Annotated in this window: 14 protein-coding genes and 2 pseudogenes; 12 read left to right on the top strand and 4 right to left on the bottom strand. The window is 73.4% G+C overall.

The window, feature by feature from the left end; translation table 11 throughout:
* Positions 1–23: 23 nt before the first annotated feature.
* From ACZ6TB_RS04665 to ACZ6TB_RS04645, 5 genes and pseudogenes are all read left to right on the top strand, one after another.
* Positions 24–695 (top strand): alpha/beta hydrolase, encoded by a 672-nt coding sequence (locus ACZ6TB_RS04665; RefSeq protein WP_465550593.1) that lies wholly within the window; start codon positions 24–26, stop codon positions 693–695.
* Positions 692–910: pseudogene (locus ACZ6TB_RS04660) on the top strand (sigma factor); the annotation flags it as partial. The gene ACZ6TB_RS04665 and the pseudogene ACZ6TB_RS04660, both read left to right, overlap by 4 nt.
* A gap of 35 nt (positions 911–945) precedes the next feature.
* Positions 946–1,425 carry a sigma factor-like helix-turn-helix DNA-binding protein gene (locus ACZ6TB_RS04655; protein ID WP_465550591.1) on the top strand — a complete coding sequence of 160 codons (480 nt, stop codon included), beginning with the start codon at positions 946–948 and terminating at the stop codon, positions 1,423–1,425.
* The gene (locus ACZ6TB_RS04650; protein WP_465551423.1) at positions 1,326–4,046 is read left to right on the top strand and encodes an AAA family ATPase; all 2,721 of its coding nucleotides are present in this window, start codon (positions 1,326–1,328) and stop codon (positions 4,044–4,046) included. Before ACZ6TB_RS04655 ends, ACZ6TB_RS04650 begins: the two co-directional genes overlap by 100 nt.
* A 43-nt stretch (positions 4,047–4,089) precedes the next feature.
* The gene (locus tag ACZ6TB_RS04645; protein WP_465550589.1) at positions 4,090–5,307 is read left to right on the top strand and encodes an amidohydrolase family protein; all 1,218 of its coding nucleotides are present in this window, start codon (positions 4,090–4,092) and stop codon (positions 5,305–5,307) included.
* Here the strand turns inward: ACZ6TB_RS04645 and ACZ6TB_RS04640 are convergent.
* Together ACZ6TB_RS04640 and ACZ6TB_RS04635 are read right to left on the bottom strand one after the other, a co-directional pair.
* Positions 5,266–5,934 carry a hypothetical protein gene (locus tag ACZ6TB_RS04640; RefSeq protein ID WP_465550587.1) on the bottom strand — a complete coding sequence of 223 codons (669 nt, stop codon included), beginning with the start codon at positions 5,932–5,934 and terminating at the stop codon, positions 5,266–5,268. The genes ACZ6TB_RS04645 and ACZ6TB_RS04640 overlap by 42 nt on opposite strands.
* A gap of 215 nt (positions 5,935–6,149) precedes the next feature.
* Complete coding sequence (locus ACZ6TB_RS04635) at positions 6,150–7,982, bottom strand: hypothetical protein (protein WP_465550585.1); 1,833 nt, start codon at positions 7,980–7,982, stop codon at positions 6,150–6,152.
* An 85-nt stretch (positions 7,983–8,067) separates the two neighbouring features.
* Here ACZ6TB_RS04635 and ACZ6TB_RS04630 point away from each other — a divergent pair, with 85 nt between their 5' ends.
* Together ACZ6TB_RS04630 and ACZ6TB_RS04625 are read left to right on the top strand one after the other, a co-directional pair.
* The gene (locus ACZ6TB_RS04630; protein ID WP_465550583.1) at positions 8,068–9,132 is read left to right on the top strand and encodes a threonine aldolase family protein; all 1,065 of its coding nucleotides are present in this window, start codon (positions 8,068–8,070) and stop codon (positions 9,130–9,132) included.
* 63 nt (positions 9,133–9,195) lie between these two features.
* A complete protein-coding gene (locus ACZ6TB_RS04625; RefSeq protein ID WP_465550581.1) occupies positions 9,196–10,230 on the top strand; it encodes a chitinase in 1,035 nt (344 codons plus the stop codon).
* Here ACZ6TB_RS04625 and ACZ6TB_RS04620 read toward each other — a convergent pair.
* Positions 10,214–11,791, bottom strand: a complete 1,578-nt coding sequence (locus tag ACZ6TB_RS04620; RefSeq protein ID WP_465550579.1) for a bifunctional AfsR/SARP family transcriptional regulator/alpha/beta hydrolase — start codon at positions 11,789–11,791, stop codon at positions 10,214–10,216. The two genes, ACZ6TB_RS04625 and ACZ6TB_RS04620, sit on opposite strands and share 17 nt — an antisense overlap.
* A gap of 85 nt (positions 11,792–11,876) precedes the next feature.
* On the opposite strand from ACZ6TB_RS04620, the gene ACZ6TB_RS04615 reads away from it, so the two are divergent.
* Together ACZ6TB_RS04615 and ACZ6TB_RS04610 are read left to right on the top strand one after the other, a co-directional pair.
* Complete coding sequence (locus ACZ6TB_RS04615; RefSeq protein WP_465550577.1) at positions 11,877–13,250, top strand: FAD-binding oxidoreductase; 1,374 nt, start codon at positions 11,877–11,879, stop codon at positions 13,248–13,250.
* Positions 13,247–14,152 carry an NmrA family NAD(P)-binding protein gene (locus ACZ6TB_RS04610; protein WP_465550575.1) on the top strand — a complete coding sequence of 302 codons (906 nt, stop codon included), beginning with the start codon at positions 13,247–13,249 and terminating at the stop codon, positions 14,150–14,152. Before ACZ6TB_RS04615 ends, ACZ6TB_RS04610 begins: the two co-directional genes overlap by 4 nt.
* Positions 14,153–14,156: 4 nt before the next feature.
* On the opposite strand, the gene ACZ6TB_RS04605 is transcribed toward ACZ6TB_RS04610, so the two are convergent.
* Positions 14,157–16,592, bottom strand: coding sequence for an immune inhibitor A domain-containing protein (locus ACZ6TB_RS04605; protein WP_465551421.1), 2,436 nt, complete (start codon positions 16,590–16,592; stop codon positions 14,157–14,159).
* A gap of 659 nt (positions 16,593–17,251) precedes the next feature.
* On the opposite strand from ACZ6TB_RS04605, the pseudogene ACZ6TB_RS04600 reads away from it, so the two are divergent.
* The 3 genes and pseudogenes from ACZ6TB_RS04600 to ACZ6TB_RS04590 form a co-directional block, all read left to right on the top strand.
* Positions 17,252–18,004, top strand: a pseudogene (locus tag ACZ6TB_RS04600) (zinc-binding dehydrogenase); the annotation flags it as partial.
* 183 nt (positions 18,005–18,187) lie between these two features.
* Positions 18,188–18,790 (top strand): TetR/AcrR family transcriptional regulator, encoded by a 603-nt coding sequence (locus ACZ6TB_RS04595; protein ID WP_465550573.1) that lies wholly within the window; start codon positions 18,188–18,190, stop codon positions 18,788–18,790.
* A gap of 356 nt (positions 18,791–19,146) precedes the next feature.
* Positions 19,147–19,896, top strand: coding sequence for an SDR family oxidoreductase (locus ACZ6TB_RS04590; protein WP_465550571.1), 750 nt, complete (start codon positions 19,147–19,149; stop codon positions 19,894–19,896).
* The last annotated feature ends 65 nt before the right edge of the window (positions 19,897–19,961 follow it).

Genomic DNA, 19,961 nt, shown 5'->3' with positions numbered 1-19,961 from the left:
CCCCCCGCCGGACGGTGCGGGGCATGTCGGATATCAGAAACGTGGTGCTGGTCCACGACGGGTTCGTGGACGGCTCGGGGTGGCGGCGGGTGCACGACCTGCTCGCCGCGGACGGCTATCGGGTGACGGTGGTGCAGAACCCCAGCCTGTCGCTCACCGGGGACGTGCTGGCCACCCTGCGCGTGCTGCGCGCCCAGGACGGGCCGTGCGTCCTCGCCGGTCACGGGTGCGGCGGCGTGGTGATCACCGAGGCCGGCGCCGGCGACGCCGTAGGCGCCCTGGTCTACCTGGCCGCCTACGCCCCCGACGCCGGCGAGTCGGTGAGCACGCTGGGTCTGCTGCCGCCGTCGCTGCCGCCCCAGGACGGCTTCCTGCTGCTGGACCGGGAGCGGTTCCCGGAGACGTACGCCGCCGATCTTCCGAACCCGGAGGCGCTGTTCCTGGCCGGCGCCCAGGTCCCGTGGGGGATCGACGCCGCCGGCGGCCGGGTCAACCGGCCCGCCTGGCGCACCAAGCCCAGCTGGTACCTGGTGGCGACCGAGGACCGGATCATCCCGGCGGCGGCGCAGCGCGCGATGGCGGCCCGCGCCCGCTCCACGGTGGCCGAGGTCGCCGCGAGCCACGCCGTTCCCCTCGCCCGGCCCGAGATCGCGGCCGGCCTCATCCGCGCCGCCGCGAAGGAGGCCGGACGATGAGCACCTGGACCCGCGAGGAGCTAGACGAGTTCGTCCGCGTGCGGCCGCGCCTGATCGCGGTGGCCCGCCGGATCGCCGGCAACGCCGACGAGGCCGAGGACATCGTGCAGGAGGCGTGGCTGCGCTGGCAGCGGACGGACCGCGGCACCGTGCTCAACGCCGAGGCGTTCCTGGTGACCGCGGCCGCCCGGCTGGCCATCAACCTCGTGCAGTCGGCCCGCCGCCGGCACGAGACCGGCATGGAACCCGAGTGCACGAGACGGTGGACGACGGGAGCGGCCCGCCGGCGGAGACCGAGCGGCGGGAGGCGATCGAGTCGGCCGTCACCCTGGTGGTCGAGCGGCTGCCACCCCCGGAACGCGCCGCCTACGTGCTGCGGGAGGGCTTCGATTACCCGTACGCGCGGATCGCCGAGCTGTTGCGGACCAGCCCCGCCAACGCCCGCCAGCTCGTGACCCGCGCCCGGGCCCGGGTCACGGTCGCCGGCCACCACCCGTACGAGTCCCCGTTCCGCGCCTTCCTCACCCGCGCCTTCTCGGCCGCTTCCCGCCGTGGCGACCTCGCGAGCCTCGAAGCGGTGCTGACCGCGGAACTACGATGTGGCGGCAGGTCCCGGAGAGCGGAGACACGATCACGAGCCGGCGCGCGTTCATCGGGCGGCAGCGGGAGCGGGAGCTCCTCCTGGCCGCGGTCGACGGTGCGCGATCGGGTTCCGGCCGGCTCGTGCTGATCGCCGGTGAGCCGGGCGCGGGCAAGACCCGGCTGGCGGGTCTGATCGCGGCGCCCGGCGTCCCGGTGGTCTGGGGGCGGGCGATCGAGCAGGCCGGCAGCCCGCCGTACTGGCCGTTCCTCCAGGCGTTCCAGGCCCTGGGCCGGCCCGGCATGCTCGGCCCGGCGGCGGCGGCCGAGGAACGGTTCCGGCTGTTCGAGACGGCCTCGACGGCGCTGATCGAGGCGGCCGAGCCGGACGGCCTCGTGCTCGTGCTCGACGACCTGCACTGGGCCGACCCGGGCTCGCTGCATCTGCTCGTCCACCTCGCCCGGTCGCTGACCGCCTCGCGCCTCGCGGTCGTGGCCGCCTACCGCAACACCGAGACGGCCGGCCAGGAGCCGCTGCGGGCGGCCCTGGCCGAGCTGAGCCGGGAGCCGTCGGCCACCCGGATCGCGCTGACCGGCCTGAGTGAGACCGAGGTCGGCGAGCAACTGCGCGACATCACCGGCTGGGCGGTGCCGGAGCCGGTCGCCGCCGCGATCCGCCGCCGCACGGCGGGAAACCCGTTCTTCGTGGCGGAGCTCGGCCGGGTGCTGGCCGGATCCCGCGAGGACGATCTGCCCGAGGGCGTACGCGACGCCGTCCGCGCCCGGCTCGGCCGGTTGACGCCGTCGTGCCGTTCCGTCGTGGCCGCCGCCGCGGTGCTCGGCACGACCGGCCCCGCGGAGCTCGCCGCCGTGCTCGAGCTCGACCCGGCCGCCGTGCTCGGCGCGCTGGACGAGGCGGCCGCCGCCGGCATCGTCGCCCGCGCCCCCGGCTACGACTTCGCCCACGACATCATCCGCGAGTCGGCCCGGCTCGACGTGGCCACGGCCGAGCGCCTGACTCTGCACGCCCGGATGGGCGCCTGCCTCGCCGCCCGGCCCGAGGCGCACGGGCGGGCGGCCCCGGTCGCGTACCACCTGATCGAGGCGGCGCCGCTGGTCGACGCCCCGACCGCGACGCGGTGGGCGGCCGCCGCCGCCGAGCAGGCCACGGCGCAGCTCGCGTGGGAGGAGGCGGCGCTCTGGTACGACCGGGCGCTGCGGGCCGGCGGCGCCGGCGAGAGCGAGCGGACCGGCCTGCTGATCGAGCGGGCGCGGGCGCAGATCCGGGCGTACGACGTCGACGGCGCCCGCGCCTCGCTGCTGGCGGCGGCCGAGTCGGCCCGCCGCCGCGCCGACTTCGAGGCGCTGGCCCGCGCGGTGCTGGTGATGGAGGGCGTCACCGACTTCATCTGGGAGCGGACCGGCCGGCAACTCTGCGAGGAGGCGCTGGCCGGCCTGCCGGACGCGGACAGCCCGCTGCGCGCCCGCCTGCTGGCGCAGCTGGTCGCGGCCGACGTGTGGACCGAGTCCAAGGTCTCCGACGAGCGCTCGCGGGAGGCGCTGGCGATGGCCGAGCGGCTCGGCGACCGGCGGGCGCTGGTCGAGGCGCTGCGGGCCCGCCAGCTCGTGCGGGGCGTGCCGGACGGCGCCCGGGACCGGCTCGAGCTGGCCGACCGGTTGACGGCCATCGGCCGCGGCGGGGACGACGACGCCGCGCTGTGGGCCGGGCTGTGGCGGTTCGACGCGCGGGTCCAGCTGGGCGAGATCGACCGGGCCGAGGCCGAGCTGCCCGGCATCGCCGAGGCGGCCCGGCGGCTGCGCACGCCGCTGGCCCGCTGGCACGCGGTGCGGGTGCGGGCCACGATGGACCACGCCCGGGGCCGGTTCGGCGAGGCGCACCGGCACGGCCGGCAGGCCGAGGCGCTGGCCCGGGAGGCGGCCCACGAGGGCGCCCTCACACCGTCGGTCGGCTTCCTGCTCGGCCTGGCCGCGATCACCGGCGACCCGGCGATCCTGCCCGCCGAGCCGGAGCCGACCGGGTTCGCCGGGCAGGCCACCGAGTTCCTCCGGGCCATGCACGCGACGTGGAAGCTCGCGCTCGGCGACCGGGAGGACGGCTACCGGCTCTACCGGACGCTGCCGCCGCCGGGCTCGGTGCCGATGTTCGTCCGGATGTCGGCGCTGGCCGGCATGGCCGAGCTCGCCGCCGCCTTCGACGACCGGGAGATGGCCGCCGACGTCTACCGGCGGCTCGGCCCGTGGGCCGACTACTTCGTCTGCGGGGGCGCCGGCGTGGTGCTGACCGGCGGCTCGGCCCGGGCGCCGCTCGGCATCGCGGCCGCGGCCTGCGGCCGGCTCGACGAGGCGGCCGCCCACCTGCGGGAGGCCGTGCGCCGCAACGAGGCCGCCGGCATGCCGCCGATGGCCGCCGTCGCCCGCTACCACCTGGCCCGCGCGCTGGCCTGGCGCCGCCGCCCGGGCGACCGGGACGAGGCGTCCGCCCTCGCGGCGGCGGCCCGGAGCGAGGCGGAGACCCTCGGGATGGGCCCGCTCGCCCGGGACGCGGCGGCGCTGCTGGCCGAGCTGGGCACCGCCGGCCCGCTCACCCGGCGCGAGCGGGAGATCGCCGGGCTGGCCGCCCGCGGCCTCACGAACCGTCAGATCGCCGCCGCCCTGCACATCGGCGAGCGCACGGTGGAGACCCACGTGCAGCACATCTTGACCAAGCTGGGCATCACCAGCCGGACCCAGATACGTACCCCATCTCCGTAGCGCCACGGATTCGGGCCGGCGGCATCCGGCCGACGCTGGGCCCATGACGATGACATCGGGCCTGGTGGCCCTGCGCGCCGCGTGGATGTTCGACGGTGTGAGCCGGGAGCTCGTGCCCCATCCGACCGTTCTGCTGGCCGGCTCGACGGTGGTCGCGGCCGGGCCGGCCCTGACGCCGCCGGCCGGGGCCACGGTCGTCGACCTCGGCGCCGCGACGATCCTGCCCGGCCTGATCGACACCCACGTCCACCTCGCCTTCGACGCCTCCGACGACCCGGTCGGGCGGCTGGCCGGGCGGGACGACGCGGCCGCGTTCCTGGCGATGAGCGTGGCCGCGCGCACGGCGGCCGCCGCCGGCGTGACGACCGTCCGCGACCTCGGCGACCGCGGCTACCTGTCGCTCGGCCTGCGGGACGCGGCCCGGACCGATCCGAGCCTGCCCACGATCGTCGCCGCCGGGCCGCCGCTGACCACGCCCGGCGGCCACTGTCACTACCTCGGCGGCGGCGTGCACGGCGCCGATCTGCCGAGGGCGGTGCGCGACCACGCGCGCCGCGGCGTCGACGTCATCAAGATCATGGCGAGCGGCGGGAACCTGACGCCCGGCACCCGGGTCGGCGAGGCCCAGTTCTCGGTCCGCGAGCTGCGCGCGGCGGTCGACGAGGCGCACCGGCTCGGCCTGCCGGTGACGGCCCACGCCCACGGCACCGGACCGGTGATCGACGCGCTCGAGGCCGGGGTGGACGGGGTCGAGCACGTGTCCTTCATGACCGATGACGGCGTGGACCCCGTACCGGCGCAGGTCTTTGATCTGCTCGAGGAGCGGCCGGTGACGCTGGGCCTGACCCTCGGCGCCAAGCCCGGCGCCGGCCGCATGCCGCCCTTCATGATCGAGCGAATCCCGAAGCTGATCGCCAACACCCGAGCGCTGTACGAGCACGGCGCCACCATCGTCCTCGGCAGCGACGCCGGCATCGCCGCGGCCAAGCCCCACGACGTGCTGCCGTGGGCGATCCGCCAGGCCACGGCCGTCGGCATGACCCCGGCCGAGGCGCTGCGCACGGCCACCTCGGGCGCCGCGAGCGCGTGCGGGCTCGGCGACCGCAAGGGCCGCATAGCCGCCGGCTACGACGCCGACCTCCTGATCGTCGACGGCGACCCCCGCACCGACCTCGACGCCCTGGACCGGATCCGCGCCGTCTACGTCCGCGGTGTCGCGCTAGTTCAGAACCCAGTCCACGATGCTGGGCTCCAGACCTAGCCGGAGCCGGGCCGGAAGGGCGTTTCCCGGCACGTCGAACGCCACGATCTGGTCGGCCTCGTCGCCCGGTTGCAGCCAGGCGGTGCGATCCGACGACTCCGCCGGGAGCATCCAGCCCGGCTCGGGGGCCGCGGCGAACACCCAGATGAACGGCAACTGCATGCCGGGCCGGCTCAGGTCGCGGACGTGCAGCCGGAACGACGGCCGTCGGCCGTCCGTCGTCATCAGGGTGGCGGTCACCTCCGCCTGCCCGCCGGTGGGGCCGTCGATGGTCACTGTCGCGCCGAGCGCAACGGTTTGGCAGGGCGCGGCGCTCATCGCGTCGCGGGAGATGACGGAGGCCTTCATCGGAGACAGGATGCGGTACGACGGGGCCGGCCACGCGGGCGTCGTGCATCGTTGCCTCGCGGTGACGGTCGGGGTCGGGTACGGGTACGGGTCGAAGCGGGGATCACGCAGATTGTGGGCCCAGGCCGAGGTTGAGGGCAGCCCGGTCGGGCGGATCGGCGCGGGCCACGTCACGGCCAGGGCGAAGGACAGGACGACGACGGCCGCGGCGGGGCCGGCGATCACCGCGGCCCAGTTGCGCCGAACGCGGGTCGCGGCCGGCATCGGACGGGCTTTCACCGGTGCGGCCGTGCTTTGTCCGGCGCCACTCTTGCGACGCGCCGGTTCCGGTCCGGCGCCACGCTTGCGGCGCGCGGCGCGGATGGCTATGCCCGTGCCGACGGCGGCCGCGACGGCGATGACCGCGGCGCGGCGAAGATGGCGGCGCGACGGCATGGCCACGCCTACCCGTTCGGCCGGATGTGACCCGATCTGAGCTCGCGGCGAGCCGGTGCTCAGTCGATGGTGAACAGGACGTCGGGGCCGATCTCGCGCCGGGTGATGCCGGGGACGCCCTGCACGCCGATGGCCGGCTCGAACGGGGTGCCGGCGACGCGGTCGCGCAGGACGACGACGTCGTGGATGCCCAGGCGGCGCAGCAGGTCGAGGCTCTGGGCGCTGGGGAAGGTCTGCATCACGTCCCGGACGGCCTGGCGGTCGGGGGTGTTGTAGCTGGCCACGCCGTTCACGATGGTCGGGAAGCCGTCCGTCGACCAGAGCAGGGCGGTGCTGTCGAAGCCGTCGTCGGAGGGCAGCACGATGAACGGCTGCCTCGCCGCCGCCATCGCGGCCGGGGTGCCGGGTTCCTTGACGTGGGCCAGGTCGGGCATGCCCTCGGCCAGCACCAGGACGAGCAGCGGGATGGTCACCACCCGGGCCGCGGTCGTCCGCCACTCGGGCAGGGTGGCGGCGCGGGCCGCCTTCGCCAGGCCGGTGACGAAGCCGGCGGCCAGGATGGCCAGGCAGATCGTCGGCCACAGGATCAGGCGGCCGGGCGTGCGGCCGCCGTCGAAGCCGGGCACGTAGAGGTAGAGCAGGCGGTAGAGCGGGCCGTGGGTGCCCAGCGCGCACAGCACCCCGACGATCGTGCCGCCGAGCAGCAGCAGCCGCTGGCGCACCGACCAGGCGGAGATGAACATGCCACCGAACGCGAGCAGGTACAGCGCGTACCCGCAGAGCAGCGCCTTCTCGTTGTCGGCCGGCCCCAGCGCGGCCCGGCCGGCGCCGTGCAGCGTCCCCCACGGCAGCGAGAAGCCGGGCGCGACGAGCAGGCCGCGCGGGACCGGCGAGAACACCTTGACGTAGTCCCACGATCGGAGCACGTCCGGATAGATCTCCCGGACCTGCTGATACGCGTACGCGAAATAGCCGGTCACCGCCGTGAAGAACAGCCCGCCGGCGAGGTCGCCGAGCACGAGGTGCCGGTCGAGCGAAGGCCGGCCCGAGACCAGCCAGCCGATCGCCGCGCACACGCAGGCCGCGGCGAGCACGTAGACGAAGACCAGCCCCACGCCGAAGCCCAGGCTGACCTGCCAGGCCGCGGCCAGCCAGCCGGCGACCACCCAGCCGGGCCGCACCCGGTCGGCGCGGTAGCCGTGGGTCAGCGACCAGCCGTGCCCGCGGGCGAGCATCGCGATCGACAGCGTGATGCCCCCGGTGGACAGGATGTTCAGGTGGCCGACGTGGCCGTACCGCCAGGGCGCGTAGGCGAGGGCGGCGCCGGCCACCGCGGCGCCCACCCGGTTGGCGCCGAGCTGGCGCAGCAGTGCGTAGCCGCCGAGGAAGGCCAGCGCGAACGTCAGCACGAACAGGATGTTGTAGCGCAGGAGCGTGGCGGTCACGCCGTTGCCGATCAGCCCGGCGGGCGCGTAGCCGAGCAGGGTGTCGTTGAGCGCGAGCGCGTACTTGCCGGGATAGAAGGCGTTGGTGTCCCACAGCCCGCGCAGCCCGTGCTTGAGGGCGTGCCCGTCCCAGGCGACCAGCCAGGCCTGCGCGGCGGTGTCGCCGCCGTCGCCGACGATGGTGTGCGCGGGGTCGCCGATGGTCGCGGGCCTGATGCCGCCGGCGACCAGGTCGGCCGCGTAGGGCGGGATCAGCCACAACATGGCGATCGCGAGCAGGACCGAGCCGGCGCTCGCCACGGTCCACTCATGGCGCAGGAAACGGCGCACGGAATGGGGCAGAAAGAGGTGCAGGAACCGGCGCACGGAACCGCGCGGGCGCTCGGATTCGACGGCGGCCGGCTCGGTCACCTCTTCGGTCGCGACATCGGACAACGCGTCCCCCACACGCTGGATCCCGGCAAACGTTTGTGACGCTAACATGACGCTACGCGATTTCATAGAAGCGGCTCGATGTTGCGAGACTCGACCCGTGGACAACCTCGCCGCGGTTCGCGCCGCCTGCACCGACGCCATCGCCGGCAACGGGCTGACCCCGCCCGCCCGGCTGCTCGCCTCGATCAGCCCCGACGCCGAGCCCGACTTCTACGGCGCCGGCGGCGTCGTGGCCGAGCTCGAGCGCGAGGTGGCCGAGCTGCTCGGCAAGCCGGCCGCCGCGTTCCTGCCGAGCGGCACCATGGCCCAGGCCGCGACGCTGCGCGTGCACGCCGACGCCCGGGGCAGCCGGACCGTGCTCTGGCATCCGCAGTGCCATCTGCCGCGGCACGAGGACAACGGCTACGGCCACCTGCACCGGCTGATCGGGCGGGTCGTCGGCGACCCGGCCCGGGTCCTCACGCTGGACGACCTGCGGCCGGTGGCCGAGCCGTTCGCGGCGCTGCTGCTCGAGCTGCCGCAGCGGGACCTGGGCGGCCGGCTGCCTGCCTTCGACGATCTCGCCGCCCAGGTGGCGTGGGCCCGCGAGCGCGGCGCCGCCACCCATCTCGACGGCGCCCGGCTCTGGGAGGCGAGCGCCGGCTACGGTCGCCCGCCGGCCGAGATCGCGGCGCTCTTCGACACCGTCTACGTCTCGTTCTACAAGGGGGTGGGCGCGCTTCCCGGCTGCTGCCTGGCCGGTCCGGAGGACGTGGTGGCACAGGTCCGCGAGTGGCGCAAGCGGCTCGGCGGCACGCTCATGCACCTCTGGCCGGGCGCGTCCTCGGCCCGCAACCTGCTGCCCGGCGCCCTGGCCGAGATGCCGGACCGGATGCGGCACGCGGTCGCGATCGCCGCCGCCCTCGCGCGGGTGCCGGGCATCCGGGTGGTTCCGGCGACGCCCGAGACGCCGATGATGCACCTGCTGCTGCCGACGACCGCCGAGGCGTACGCGAAAAATGCCCGTCGCCTGGCCGAGACCGCGAAGCTCTGGGTCACGCCGCACGTCGCCGCCACCGAGATGCCGGACGTGGTGCGGTTCGAGCTCACGGTCGGCAGCGCCACCCTGCGGCATTCCGCGGAGTTCGTGGCCGAGACGTTCGGGCGTCTGATCGGCCGTTGACATGGGCGGCAGTCGATCTTACGGTTCGACTGTCAAACACCTTAACAATCCGACGGAGGCTCCATGCCCGCCACCCGTCTCCTCGCCGCCGCCGCCACGGTCCTGGCCGTCGTCGCGGGAGCTTCCCCCGCGTACGCCGCGGAATGTGATCGGACGCTGCCCGCCCACGTCTTCGCGCCGTACTTCCAGACCTACACCGACGCCGACCCCGCCGAGGTCAGCACGGCCTCGGGCGCGCGCTACCTGACCATGGCGTTCCTGCAGACGCAGGTCACCGGCTCGTGCGACATCCTGTGGAACGGCGACCCGGCCACGCCCGTCGACCGGTCCGTCTACGGCCGGGAGATCGCCCGGATCCGCGCGACCGGCGGGGACGTGGTGCCGTCGTTCGGCGGGTACAGCGCCGACAGCACCGCCACCGAGATCGCCGACAGCTGCACCGACGTCGGCCGGATCGCCGCCGCCTACCAGAAGGTCATCACGACCTACGGCGTCACCCGGCTCGACATGGACATCGAGGACGCCTCGCTCGACAACACCGCCGCCGTCGACCGCCGCAACCAGGCCATCCACCTGGTGCAGCGCTGGGCCGAGCGGCAGCACCGGCCACTCCAGATCGTCTACACCCTGCCGACCGCGCCGGGCGGGCTCGAGCCCAACGCGATCAACGTGCTGGCCAGCGCCCTGCGCTACGGCGCCCGGGTCGACATCGTCAACATCATGACGTTCGACTACTACGACGACCAGGCCCACGACATGGCCGCCGACACCAAGACCGCGGCGAACGGGCTGGTCACCGCCCTGCGAGCGCTCTACCCGCACCGCACCGACCGGCAGCTGTGGGCGATGGTCGGCGTCACCGAGATGATCGGCATCGACGACTACGGCACCGGCGGCGAGACCGGGCCGCTGGAGATCCTGACCCTCGCCGGCGCCCGCGACGTCACCCGGTGGGCGGCCGCGCACCGGATCGGCGAGCTGTCGTTCTGGGCGATCGGCCGGGACAACGGCGGCTGCCCGGGCACGGCCGGCTCCGACGACTGCTCGGGCGTGGCGCAGAAACCGTACGAGTTCACCCACATCATGAATCGGTTCTGAGGAACTCGATCGCGTGCCGCAACGGCTCGGCCGAGTCGGTGAACCACAGCGCATCCGTGCCGGGCGTCGTCCGCAGGCGGGCGTCCGGTAGGTGCGCGGCCAGATAGGAGGCGTGCCCGGCGTCGACATTGACGCAGTTGCGGCGGTGCAGCACCAGGGCCGGCGCGCCGATCGCGGGCAGGCGGTGGCGCAGGTCGGTGCTGGTGGCGGCGGCCCGGACGGCGAGCGCGACCGCGGGACCGGCGGCGCGCCGGCCCAGCCGGTTCCACCACTGCCGGAACTCCTCGTCGGCGGCGACGCTGGGCGCGGCCTGGGCGACCGAGTCCAGGCCGTGCTCCGGGTCGGCGGGCGCGACGGTGTCGCGGATCAGGCTGCCGGTGGTGGCGGGGTCGAGCCCGTAGGGATAGTCGTCGCCGCGGGTGTAGCGCGGGTAGCACTGGGCGAGCACCAGCGAGCGCACCCGCTCCGGATGGCGGGCGGCGAACTCGAGCGCGACCAGGCCGGTGTCGAAGTTCGCGAACAGGTCCGCCCGGCCGACGGCGAGGGCGTCGAGCACCCGGCGCACGTCGTCGACCCACTGGTCGAGCGGCGGCCGGCCGGGGTCGAGCGGGTCGGACAGGCCGATGCCGCGCCGGTCGAGGCAGACGACGCCGGCGTGCCCGGCCAGGGTGGTCAGCGCCGCCCGGGCGCGCGCGCCGTCCATCAGGCCGTCGATGGTGATCATCCCGGGGTTCAGGACGAGCAGGGGACGGCCGCCCTCGGACAGCTGGGTGTAGGCGGTCGAGCCGTCCCGGTCGGCGGCATAACGGATCCGCACCGCGGCGGGCTTCGCCGGCGGGGCGGCGCGTAACACCTCCGCTTGCGCGTCGCGCAACGCCGCCGACGGGTCGAGCCCGACCTCGACCAGCGCGGCCCGCGCGGCGGCCGCGGCCCGCAGCGCCTCGGTCGGCCGGCCCGCCCGGTGCAGGGCCCGCACGTACTGCACCCACAGCGGCTCGTCGAGCGGGTCGGCGACGGTCAGCTGCTCCAGCTCGCCCAGGGCCGAGGCCGGGTCGTCGCCGGCCGCCAGGCAGCCGAGGTGCTCCTGGACGAGCAGCCGCCGCTCGCGGCGCCAGCCCTGCCGCAGCGCCTCGGCCGCGACCGTGTCCGGCAGCTCGGGATCGGCCCGCCACAGCTCGCGGGCCCCGGCCAGCAGGGCGGCGGCGCCGTCGGGGCGGCCGTCGGCGAGCAGGCGGCGAGCGCGGGCGCGGGCGGTGGCGACCAGGCCGACGTCGGTGCGGTCGGCGTCGATCGTGAGCCGGTACGCGTCACGGCCCACCCGCTCGACGTCGGCGCCCGGCTCGGCGGCCCGCAGCGCGGCCCGGACCCGGGACAGATGGGCGCGCAGCGTCTTGAGCGCCGACGGCGGCGGATCGTCCCAGAGCAGGCGGGCGAGCTCGTCCGCGGCGACGGCGGCCGGCGCCCGGACGGTCAGGATGCCGAGCAGCTCGCGCGCCTTGCGCTCGAGCCGGGGCGCGGTACCGTCCGGGGACTCGACCCCGGCCGTTCCCAGCACTCGCACGACCACAGTCCTCAATGTAGGGCCACATCCCGGCCACATCCAGGACGCAACCGTCCCGCGCCGGGTGCCGCCTAGCTTCGGGTGCATGACCACGTACGACATCCTCGCCCGGCTCGACGGCGACCGGTTCCGGCCCGGCGAGCCCGGCTACGACGAACACCGGCTCGGCTGGAACCGCACCTTCGCATCCCACCCGGCGCAGATCGTCGCCGCCGCCTCGGCCGCCGACGTGCGAACCGCCGTCCGCGCCGCCCGCGAGCAGGACCTGCCGCTGGCGGTGCAGGCGACCGGCCACGGCGCCGTCACGCCGGCCGACGGCGCCCTTCTGCTGAAGACGACGGCGCTGACCGGCGTCGCGATCGACCCCGCTCGCCGGCTCGCCCGGGTCGGCCCCGGCGCGCTCTGGACGGACGTGAACCGCGCCGCCGCCGCGCACGGCCTCGCCGGCCTCGCGGGCCGGTGCGGCACGGTCGGGGTGACCGGCTACATGCTCGGCGGCGGCCAGTCGTGGCTGTCACGGACGTTCGGATTCGCCGCCGACAGCGTCGTCGCCGCCGACGTCGTCACCGCGGACGGCGTCGCGCTGACCGCGACCGCCCGGCAGCACCCCGACCTGTTCTGGGCGCTGCGCGGCGGCGGCGGGAACTTCGGCATCGTGACCTCGCTGACGTTCCGCCTCCACCCGGTGCGGCAGGTCTTCTCCGGCATGTCGCTGTACCCGCCGGAGCGGGCGCCCGAGGTGTTCTCCGCCTACCGCGACTGGGCCGCCGGCGAGCCGCGGGGGATGAACACGGCGGTCCTGCTGATCCGCCTCCCGCCGTCGCCGCGGATCCCGGAGGCGCTGCGCGGGCGGCGGGTGCTGGCCATCCGCGCCTTCCATCACGGCGACGACGGCCCGCGCGTCCTCGCCCCGCTGCTGGCGGCGGCCGGGCCGCCGCTGCTCGACGCGTTCGGCCCGCGCCCGTTCCCCGACGCCGGTGCGGCCACCAACGGCCCCGACGCGCCGCCGATGGCGAACCGGCAGGACACCGAGTTGTTCCGGTCGATGCCGGACGACGCTCTGCGGGCGATCGTCGAGGCGGGCGCCCCGGACTCCCCGCTCGCCTTCGCCGAGATGCGGCACTGGGGCGGCGCGATGGCCGATCCCGGCCCGGACGCCGGTCCCGCCGGGCATCGCGACACGGAGTTCTCGGTCATGGCGGTGGCGGCCTATCCGCCCTCGCTCGACGACCGGACGGCGGCCGACGCGGCACTGGACCGCCTGGCGGGGCGGCTCCGGCCGTACGCGACGGGTGGCGCTTTTCTGAATTTGCTCACCGATCCGGCCCGGACCCGCGACGCGTTCACCGCGGGCAACTACGCGCGGCTGACCGCCGTCAAGCGCGCCTGGGACCCGGGCAACTTCTTCCGCGCCGGCCACAACATCCCGCCGGCGCCCGATCGAGAGGAAAACCGATGACCCGCATCCTCGTCACCGGCGCCACCGGCGCCGTCGGCACCCACGTCGTCCGCGAGCTGCACGAGCGCGGGGCGACCGTCCGCGCCTTCGTCCGCTCACCCGCGGCCTTCCCGGCCGGCGTCGAGCTCGCCACCGGCGACTTCGACGACCCGGCGTCCGTGCGGCGCGCGCTCGATGGCGTCGACCGCGTCTATCTCTGCGCCGCCGACGGGCCCCGCAAGGTCGCGCACGAGACCGCCGTGATCGACGCGGCCGCCTCGCTGGGCGTCGAACGGATCGTCAAGCTGTCGGCGATGCACGCCGACCCGGCTTCGGCGCTGCCCGCCTTCCGCTGGCACGGCGAGATCGAGCGCCATCTGAGCCGGTCGGGGGTGCCGGCGGTGACGCTGCGGCCGGCGTTCTTCATGACCAACCTGCTGATGGTGGCCGAGGGCGTCGCCGCGACGGGCACGCTGTACGCGCCCACCGCGGGCCGCCGGGTCGCGATGGTCGACATCCGGGACGTGGCCGCCGTCGCCGCCGTCGCGCTGCTCGAATCCGGGCATGTGGGCCGGATGTACGAGCTCACCGGGCCCTCGGCGGTCACCTTCGCGGAGGTGGCGGCCGCCCTCGCGGAGGCGACCGGGCGTCCCGTCCGCTTCGCCGACCTGACCGAGGAGCAGGCCCGGCCCCGGTTCACCGGCGCGGGGCTGCCGGATTGGCTGGCCGCCCAGCTCGGCGGCGTCTTCGGCCTCATCCGGGCCGGCGGGTTCGAACGGGCGACGGACCAGGTTCGGGCGATCACCGGCCGGGAGCGGGACATTTCCGGATTTGCCCGCGATTTCGCCTCGGCATTCACGCCGGCGTTCACTCCGGCGTTCACGGCGGCCCGGGAACCAGCAGTTCCCGGGCCGCCGTCGTAGCGAGTTACGAGATACGGATCTTGGCGGAGGTGCCGTTCTCCTCCAGGACACGGATCTTCACGCCGACCGCGGGGAGCTTGACCCCGTGGTTCGGCAACTCGTCGTAGAAGTACTTCTGGGTGTCGTCGAACAGCGGCTGGGCGGCCTGTCCTCGCACGTAGGACGCCTGGCCGTTGACGTGCAGCGTCATCGAGTCCGCCTTGCGCAGGCCGAACGGCGCGTCGTAGACCTGGATGCGGGCGCTGAACGGCAGGCCGTCGAGCCGGTAGAACGGGCGCGGGTGCGCGTCGATGTACAGGTTGCGGCCCTGGCCCGGATGCCAGTTGGTGTCGTTGTCGACCTGCGAGGTGTCCCAGTACGAGATGAGCACGCCCGTCTGGTACGAGTAGTGCTCGACCCAGTCCGGCTTGGTGTTGAGGAAGCCGAAGTTGTAGGGCCCGGTCTTGAGGTACCGGTCGTACGAGACGTACGTCCGGTGCCCGGCGATGTAGAAGTTGTCGTACTGACCGGTCGCGCTGGTGCCCACCGTGGAGAAGCCGCGCAGCGTCCACGGCGAGGTGGTGGCCTCGGCGTCGTCGCTGAACAGCACGGTCCCGCCGTCGGCCACCTGAAGGTCGTCGGAGAAGAACCCGCCGGCCGAGAAGCCGCCATCCGTGCGGTAGTAGAACTGCAGATAGACATTCTGCCCGGCGTACGCGCTCAGCGGCACCGACACATCGACCCATTCATTGTCGGTGCTGCCGCTGATCGCCGGACGCGGCGGGTTGGCGCCGTCATGCGTGAACGGCTGCCCGTTGATGGTGCCGTTCAGGGCCGTCCACTTCTGGCCGTCGAGCGACGCCCGCACGTACAGATAATCGAAGTCTTCCTCGATGTTGTACCGCGCCTTGAAGCTGAGCGTCGGCGCGGTCGTGCCGGACAGGTCGAACTGCCGGGTCATCGAGTTGCGCAGGTCGTCGGCATTGCCGGAGAAATACTGTTTGGCGCCGCTGAATGGTGCGCCGAACTCGGTGGTGACCGTCTTCTTCGGCAGGACCACGACCGCGGCCTGAGCCTTGTTGCTGTTGTATTCCTGTGGCCCGAGGGTGAGCGTGCGCTTCTGCTTCGCCACCACCGTCTCGTAGTCGAGCCAGCCGAGCTGCAGCTTGTTCCAGGCGCCGATGTCGCCGGGACGGGTGCCGAGCGGCTCGCCCGCGCCGTTGAGGCGGCTCTGCGCCATCAGCGTCCAGTACTCGTTGTTGTTGGTTCCGCCGGTCAGCACGTTGTAGTCGTCCGGCAGGCCCAGGTCGTGGCCGTACTCGTGGACGAAGACGCTCAGGCCGCCGTTCTCGGGCTGGATGGTGTAGTCGCCGATCCACAGGCCGGTGTCGGCGATCTCGGTGCCGCCGAGCAGGTTGCCGGTCGGGCCGCGGTCACCCTCGTCGTCCCCGTACGCGAAGGCGCGGTGGCTCCAGATGGCGTCCTCGCCCTGGTACGGGTCGCCGTCGGCCTCGTCGCCGCCGGCGTGCACGATCTGGAAGTGGTCGAGGTAGCCGTCGGGCTCGTTGAAGTTGCCGTCGGCGTCGTAGTCGTACCGGTCCCACTGGTCGAACGTCTTGAGCTCGGCGATGACATCGGCCCGGCTGCGCCCGGCCGCCTCCTGGTCGGCGACCCACTGGTTGGCGGCGTCGCGTACCAGGTCATAGGTGGTGTTGCAGACGTTGCCGGCACAGACGTTGGGGTCGTCGCCGTTCGCGTCGGCCGGGTCGTCGCCGGACCGGCCGTACCGGGCCTCGTTGTACTTGACCTTGACCCAGTCGGTGACGGTGCCGTCGACGCTGTAGCGCCCCGAGGACTGCGTCTCGTAGTAGGTCTTGACCGACTGCGTGTTCCGGCCCTTGCCGAAGTACAGGTCCTGGTAGTGCTGACGGCTGTAGTCGGCCTGCCAGACGGTGGTGTTGTCGAGGGCCCGGTCCGGCTGCGGGATCTGGTTGTGCAGCGGGCCGTCGAACCGCTGCGGCCCGGCCGTGGTGGGGTCGGTGTCCCGGTCCGGGAACCGCGGATCGCGGTCGTTGCCGAACTCGGCGAGGATCACGAAGATCCGGTCGGTCTTCTCGCGGGCCAGCTCCACGTACTGGTCACGGTTGTCCCGCGCGCCGTGGCGCTGGCGTGACTCCCGGCCGAACGCGCCGCCGCCCGCGGCCTGGCCGACCTTGACGACCTGGCTGCCGTTGCGGTTCTCGGGCTTGGCACGGCCGGAGACGACGTCGCTGACCGCCTTCTCCCGCAGCGCCCGGCGCTTCTGCTCGAGCGGTCCGACGAGCTCGTCGCTGGACGCCTCGGATCCATTCTTGACGGAGGGGACGGCGGCGGCCGGGCTGTCGACCGGCGGGGCGGCCACGGCGGCCGGACTGAGCGAGACGCCCAATCCCGACGCCAGGCTCAGGCCCAGCAATCCCACTACGACTTTGCGCATCGATTTCCCCCCGGGGGTGATCACGCCGGCGCCGCCGGTGAATGCGGGCCCGGCCCGGATGCAAAGTGGCCCGGTTAGGGCCGCCTTGGAACGTAGGCATCGATGAGTGACGAGCGGAAGGCCTAGATCGGTATCGAATCAATATTCGCGGGGATCGCGTCTACGGGTGTTTCCCGCCATTCCCGGGCGTCTCCGCCGCACCGGACGCTATCGACCGCGCCGGCCACCCGACCGTTCCCGAAGCTGCCGGCGCAGCCGGACCGCCGCGGCACGTTATGGTTCGCAATCCCTCACGAGGGTGTCGAAAAGACCAGCGGCGTGGATCTCCGATGTGTCGATCTGTGGGGTCGACGCTCCGTCGGCCTGCTGGCCGCAGCACGTCCTGTTCGCTCGGTGTCTGCGCTGACCAAGCGTCCCCGTCGCCTTCCTCCCAGACGTCCACGTCCGCCCGGCCGACCCCTAGTCCCAGGACACCGCCTCCAAGCCGGCCAGAGCCTTCCGGTATTCCGGATCGCGGCAGATCCGCGCGCCTGTTCATGAAGTCACCAGTCGGTGGTGGGCTTGCCTGAGCGCGCGTGTTGACCTCAACCATGGTTCAGCTTGAACACTGGCCGGGATGTTGTCTCACGTGAGGGGTGTTACGCATGCGCGCAATCCAGGTGGCTGCGTTCGGTGGTCCGGAGGTGCTGTTGCCCGCGGAACTGCCGGATCCGGTGCTTGGGCCGGGCCAGGTTGTCGTCGGCATGGCGGCCGCGGATGTCATTCTTCTCGACACCCTGCTGCGCAGTGGCTGGGGACAGGACTTCTTCCCGCGGACGTTGCCGTACGTGCCGGGTGGCGGCGGAGCGGGCGAGGTGGTGGAGACCGGGGACGGCGTGGACCCGGCATGGACCGGTCGGCGGGTGGTCGTACGGACCAGCACCGGTTACGCCGAACGGGTCGTCGCAGGCGTTGAGGAGATCATGCCGGTGCCGGACGGCCTGGCCATCGAGGCGGCCGCGGCGCTGGTGCACGACGGCGTGACGGCGCTCAGCCTGGACCGGCTGGGCGCGCCTGAGAAGGGGGAATGGGTGCTGGTCTCCGCGGCTGCCGGCGGAGCTGGATCTTTGTTGGTTCAGCTTGCCGTCGACGCCGGAGCCCGGGTGGTGGCCGCCGCGTCCAGCGGCGCCAAGCTGGCACTGGCCCGCCGGCTGGGTGCGGAGGTGGCCATCGACTACACGCGGCGGGACTGGATCGGACGGGTGCGTGAGGCGACCGGTGGTGGCGCCGCGCTGGTCTACGACGGGGCGGGAGGGCCGCTCGGCACGGCCGCCTTGGACGCGGTTGCCGACGGCGGCCGCTTCGTCACCTACGGCACCGCCGACGGCCTCGCTGCCCCCGATCGCGAGTCGGCCAGTTGACTTCGCGGTCGGCGCCGATGGCTACGGAACTGATGGTGTGCCCGGCTTCGCCGCGTCATCGTGATTCGTGCGGGTCATTCAGGGGGTATCGCCTGCGTTCAGTGAAGGGTGTCGGATCCGGCACCCGACGCGCGGTAGTTTAGTGCTTACTAAAATACGGGGCCGGACCAGAGGAGGATCATGGCAGGCGGACGACCGCGTTCCTTCGACAGTGACGTGGCTCTCGATCGGGCGTTGGAGGTGTTCTGGCGCCAAGGCTATGAGGGCACCGCGATCTCCGACCTGACCAAAGCGATGGGGATCAGCAACGCGCCGAGTCTCTACAACGCCTTCGGGAACAAGGAGCAGTTGTTCGTGAAGGTACTGGACCGCTATGCGGACGGGCCGGCCGGATACATCCGTAAGGCGTTCGAGCAGCCGACGGCGCGGGAGGCGGTGGAGGCGCTGCTGCACGGGGCGGCAGATGCGACCACCGATCCGGACCATCCGCGGGGATGTATCACCGTGCAGGGCGCGCTGGCTTGTTCGCCGTCGGCTGAGCCCGCCCGTGACGAGTTGACGGCACGGCGGGCGGCAGGTGAGCTGGCGCTACGGGAGCGGCTGCAGCGGGCACGCGCCCAGGCTGAGATTCCGATGGAGACCGACGCTGATGGCCTTGCCCGGTATTTCACCGCGATCTACCAAGGGATTGCGGTTCAGGCCGCAAGCGGGGCCACTCGGGAGCAGCTACACGGAATCGCGGACACTGCCATGGCCGTGTGGCCTCAGCGACCGGCCAGCTGATCAGGGATCGCTGACTCGGCGGCGTTGGATCCGATCGCTAACCCGCTTGTTCCGAGAAAGCCGACAGTCCGCCTACGCCATCTGCCGCAGCAACAAGGTGCGTACCGGGTAGCAGTCGCCCGTGATCGCCGCTGGCGCCAATCGCCGAGTCGCCTCGCCGCCGGCCAGCAAGGGGCGGCGGGCGTAGCGCCGGCTGCTCGCCGTGGCCCCCGAAGGGCGCCGACGCCATCGCCGTACCGGCCGTCGCCGACCGCCGGGCGCAGGTCACATCACCGTATCCCTTGACCGGCGTGCCCACTCTCGCTAGTTTCTTAGCGAGCGCTAAAAAACTAGCGCCGGACAGAGGGGCACTCATCATGGGTCAGCTTGACGGCAAGACCGCGATCGTCACCGGGGGCAGCACCGGTATCGGCCTGGCCGCCGCGCAGCGGTTCGCCGCCGAGGGCGCGCAGGTCTACATCACCGGGCGCCGCCAGGACGTCCTGGATGCCGCCGTCGCCACGGTCGGGCACGGTGCGATCGGGGTGCGCGGTGACGTCGCCGACCTCGGCGACCTGGACCGCCTTTACGCGACGGTGGCCGATGACAACCGGCGTATCGACGTGCTGTTCGCCAACGACGGCGGCGGGGAGTTCTCGACTCTGGAGCAGGTCACCGAGAAGCACTTCGACGAGACGTTCGGCGGTAACACCAAGGGCATGCTGTTCACCGTGCAGAAGGCACTGCCGCTGCTCAACGACGGCGCATCGATCATCCTGCAGTCGTCCACCGCCGCCACGGTCGGCAACGAGGCCTTCGGCGTCTACGCGGCGTCCAAGGCAGCGGTGCGCTCGTTCGCCCGCACCTGGGCGGCCGAGCTCAAAGGCCGCTCGATCCGGGTCAACGCGATCAGCCCCGGCACCATCGACACCCCTGGCATCGACGGTCTGATGCCCAGCCAGGAGGAGGCCAACGGACTCAAGGCCTACCTGGCCAGCAGCATCCCGCTGGGCCGCATCGGCCGCCCCGATGAGGTCGCCGCCGCGGCGTTGTTCCTCGCCTCCGACCAAAGCAGCTTCATCACCGGCATCGAGCTGTTCGTCGACGGCGGACGCAATCAGATCTGACCGCCGCGCGGAGACGAGGCCCGCCCCCGTCGCCGCGTCCTCCGGTGACAACCCCCTCGAAAGGA

The sequence above is a fragment of the Actinoplanes sp. NPDC051537 genome, from assembly GCF_055586105.1.
This window is presented reverse-complemented; position numbering and strand designations above follow the sequence as displayed.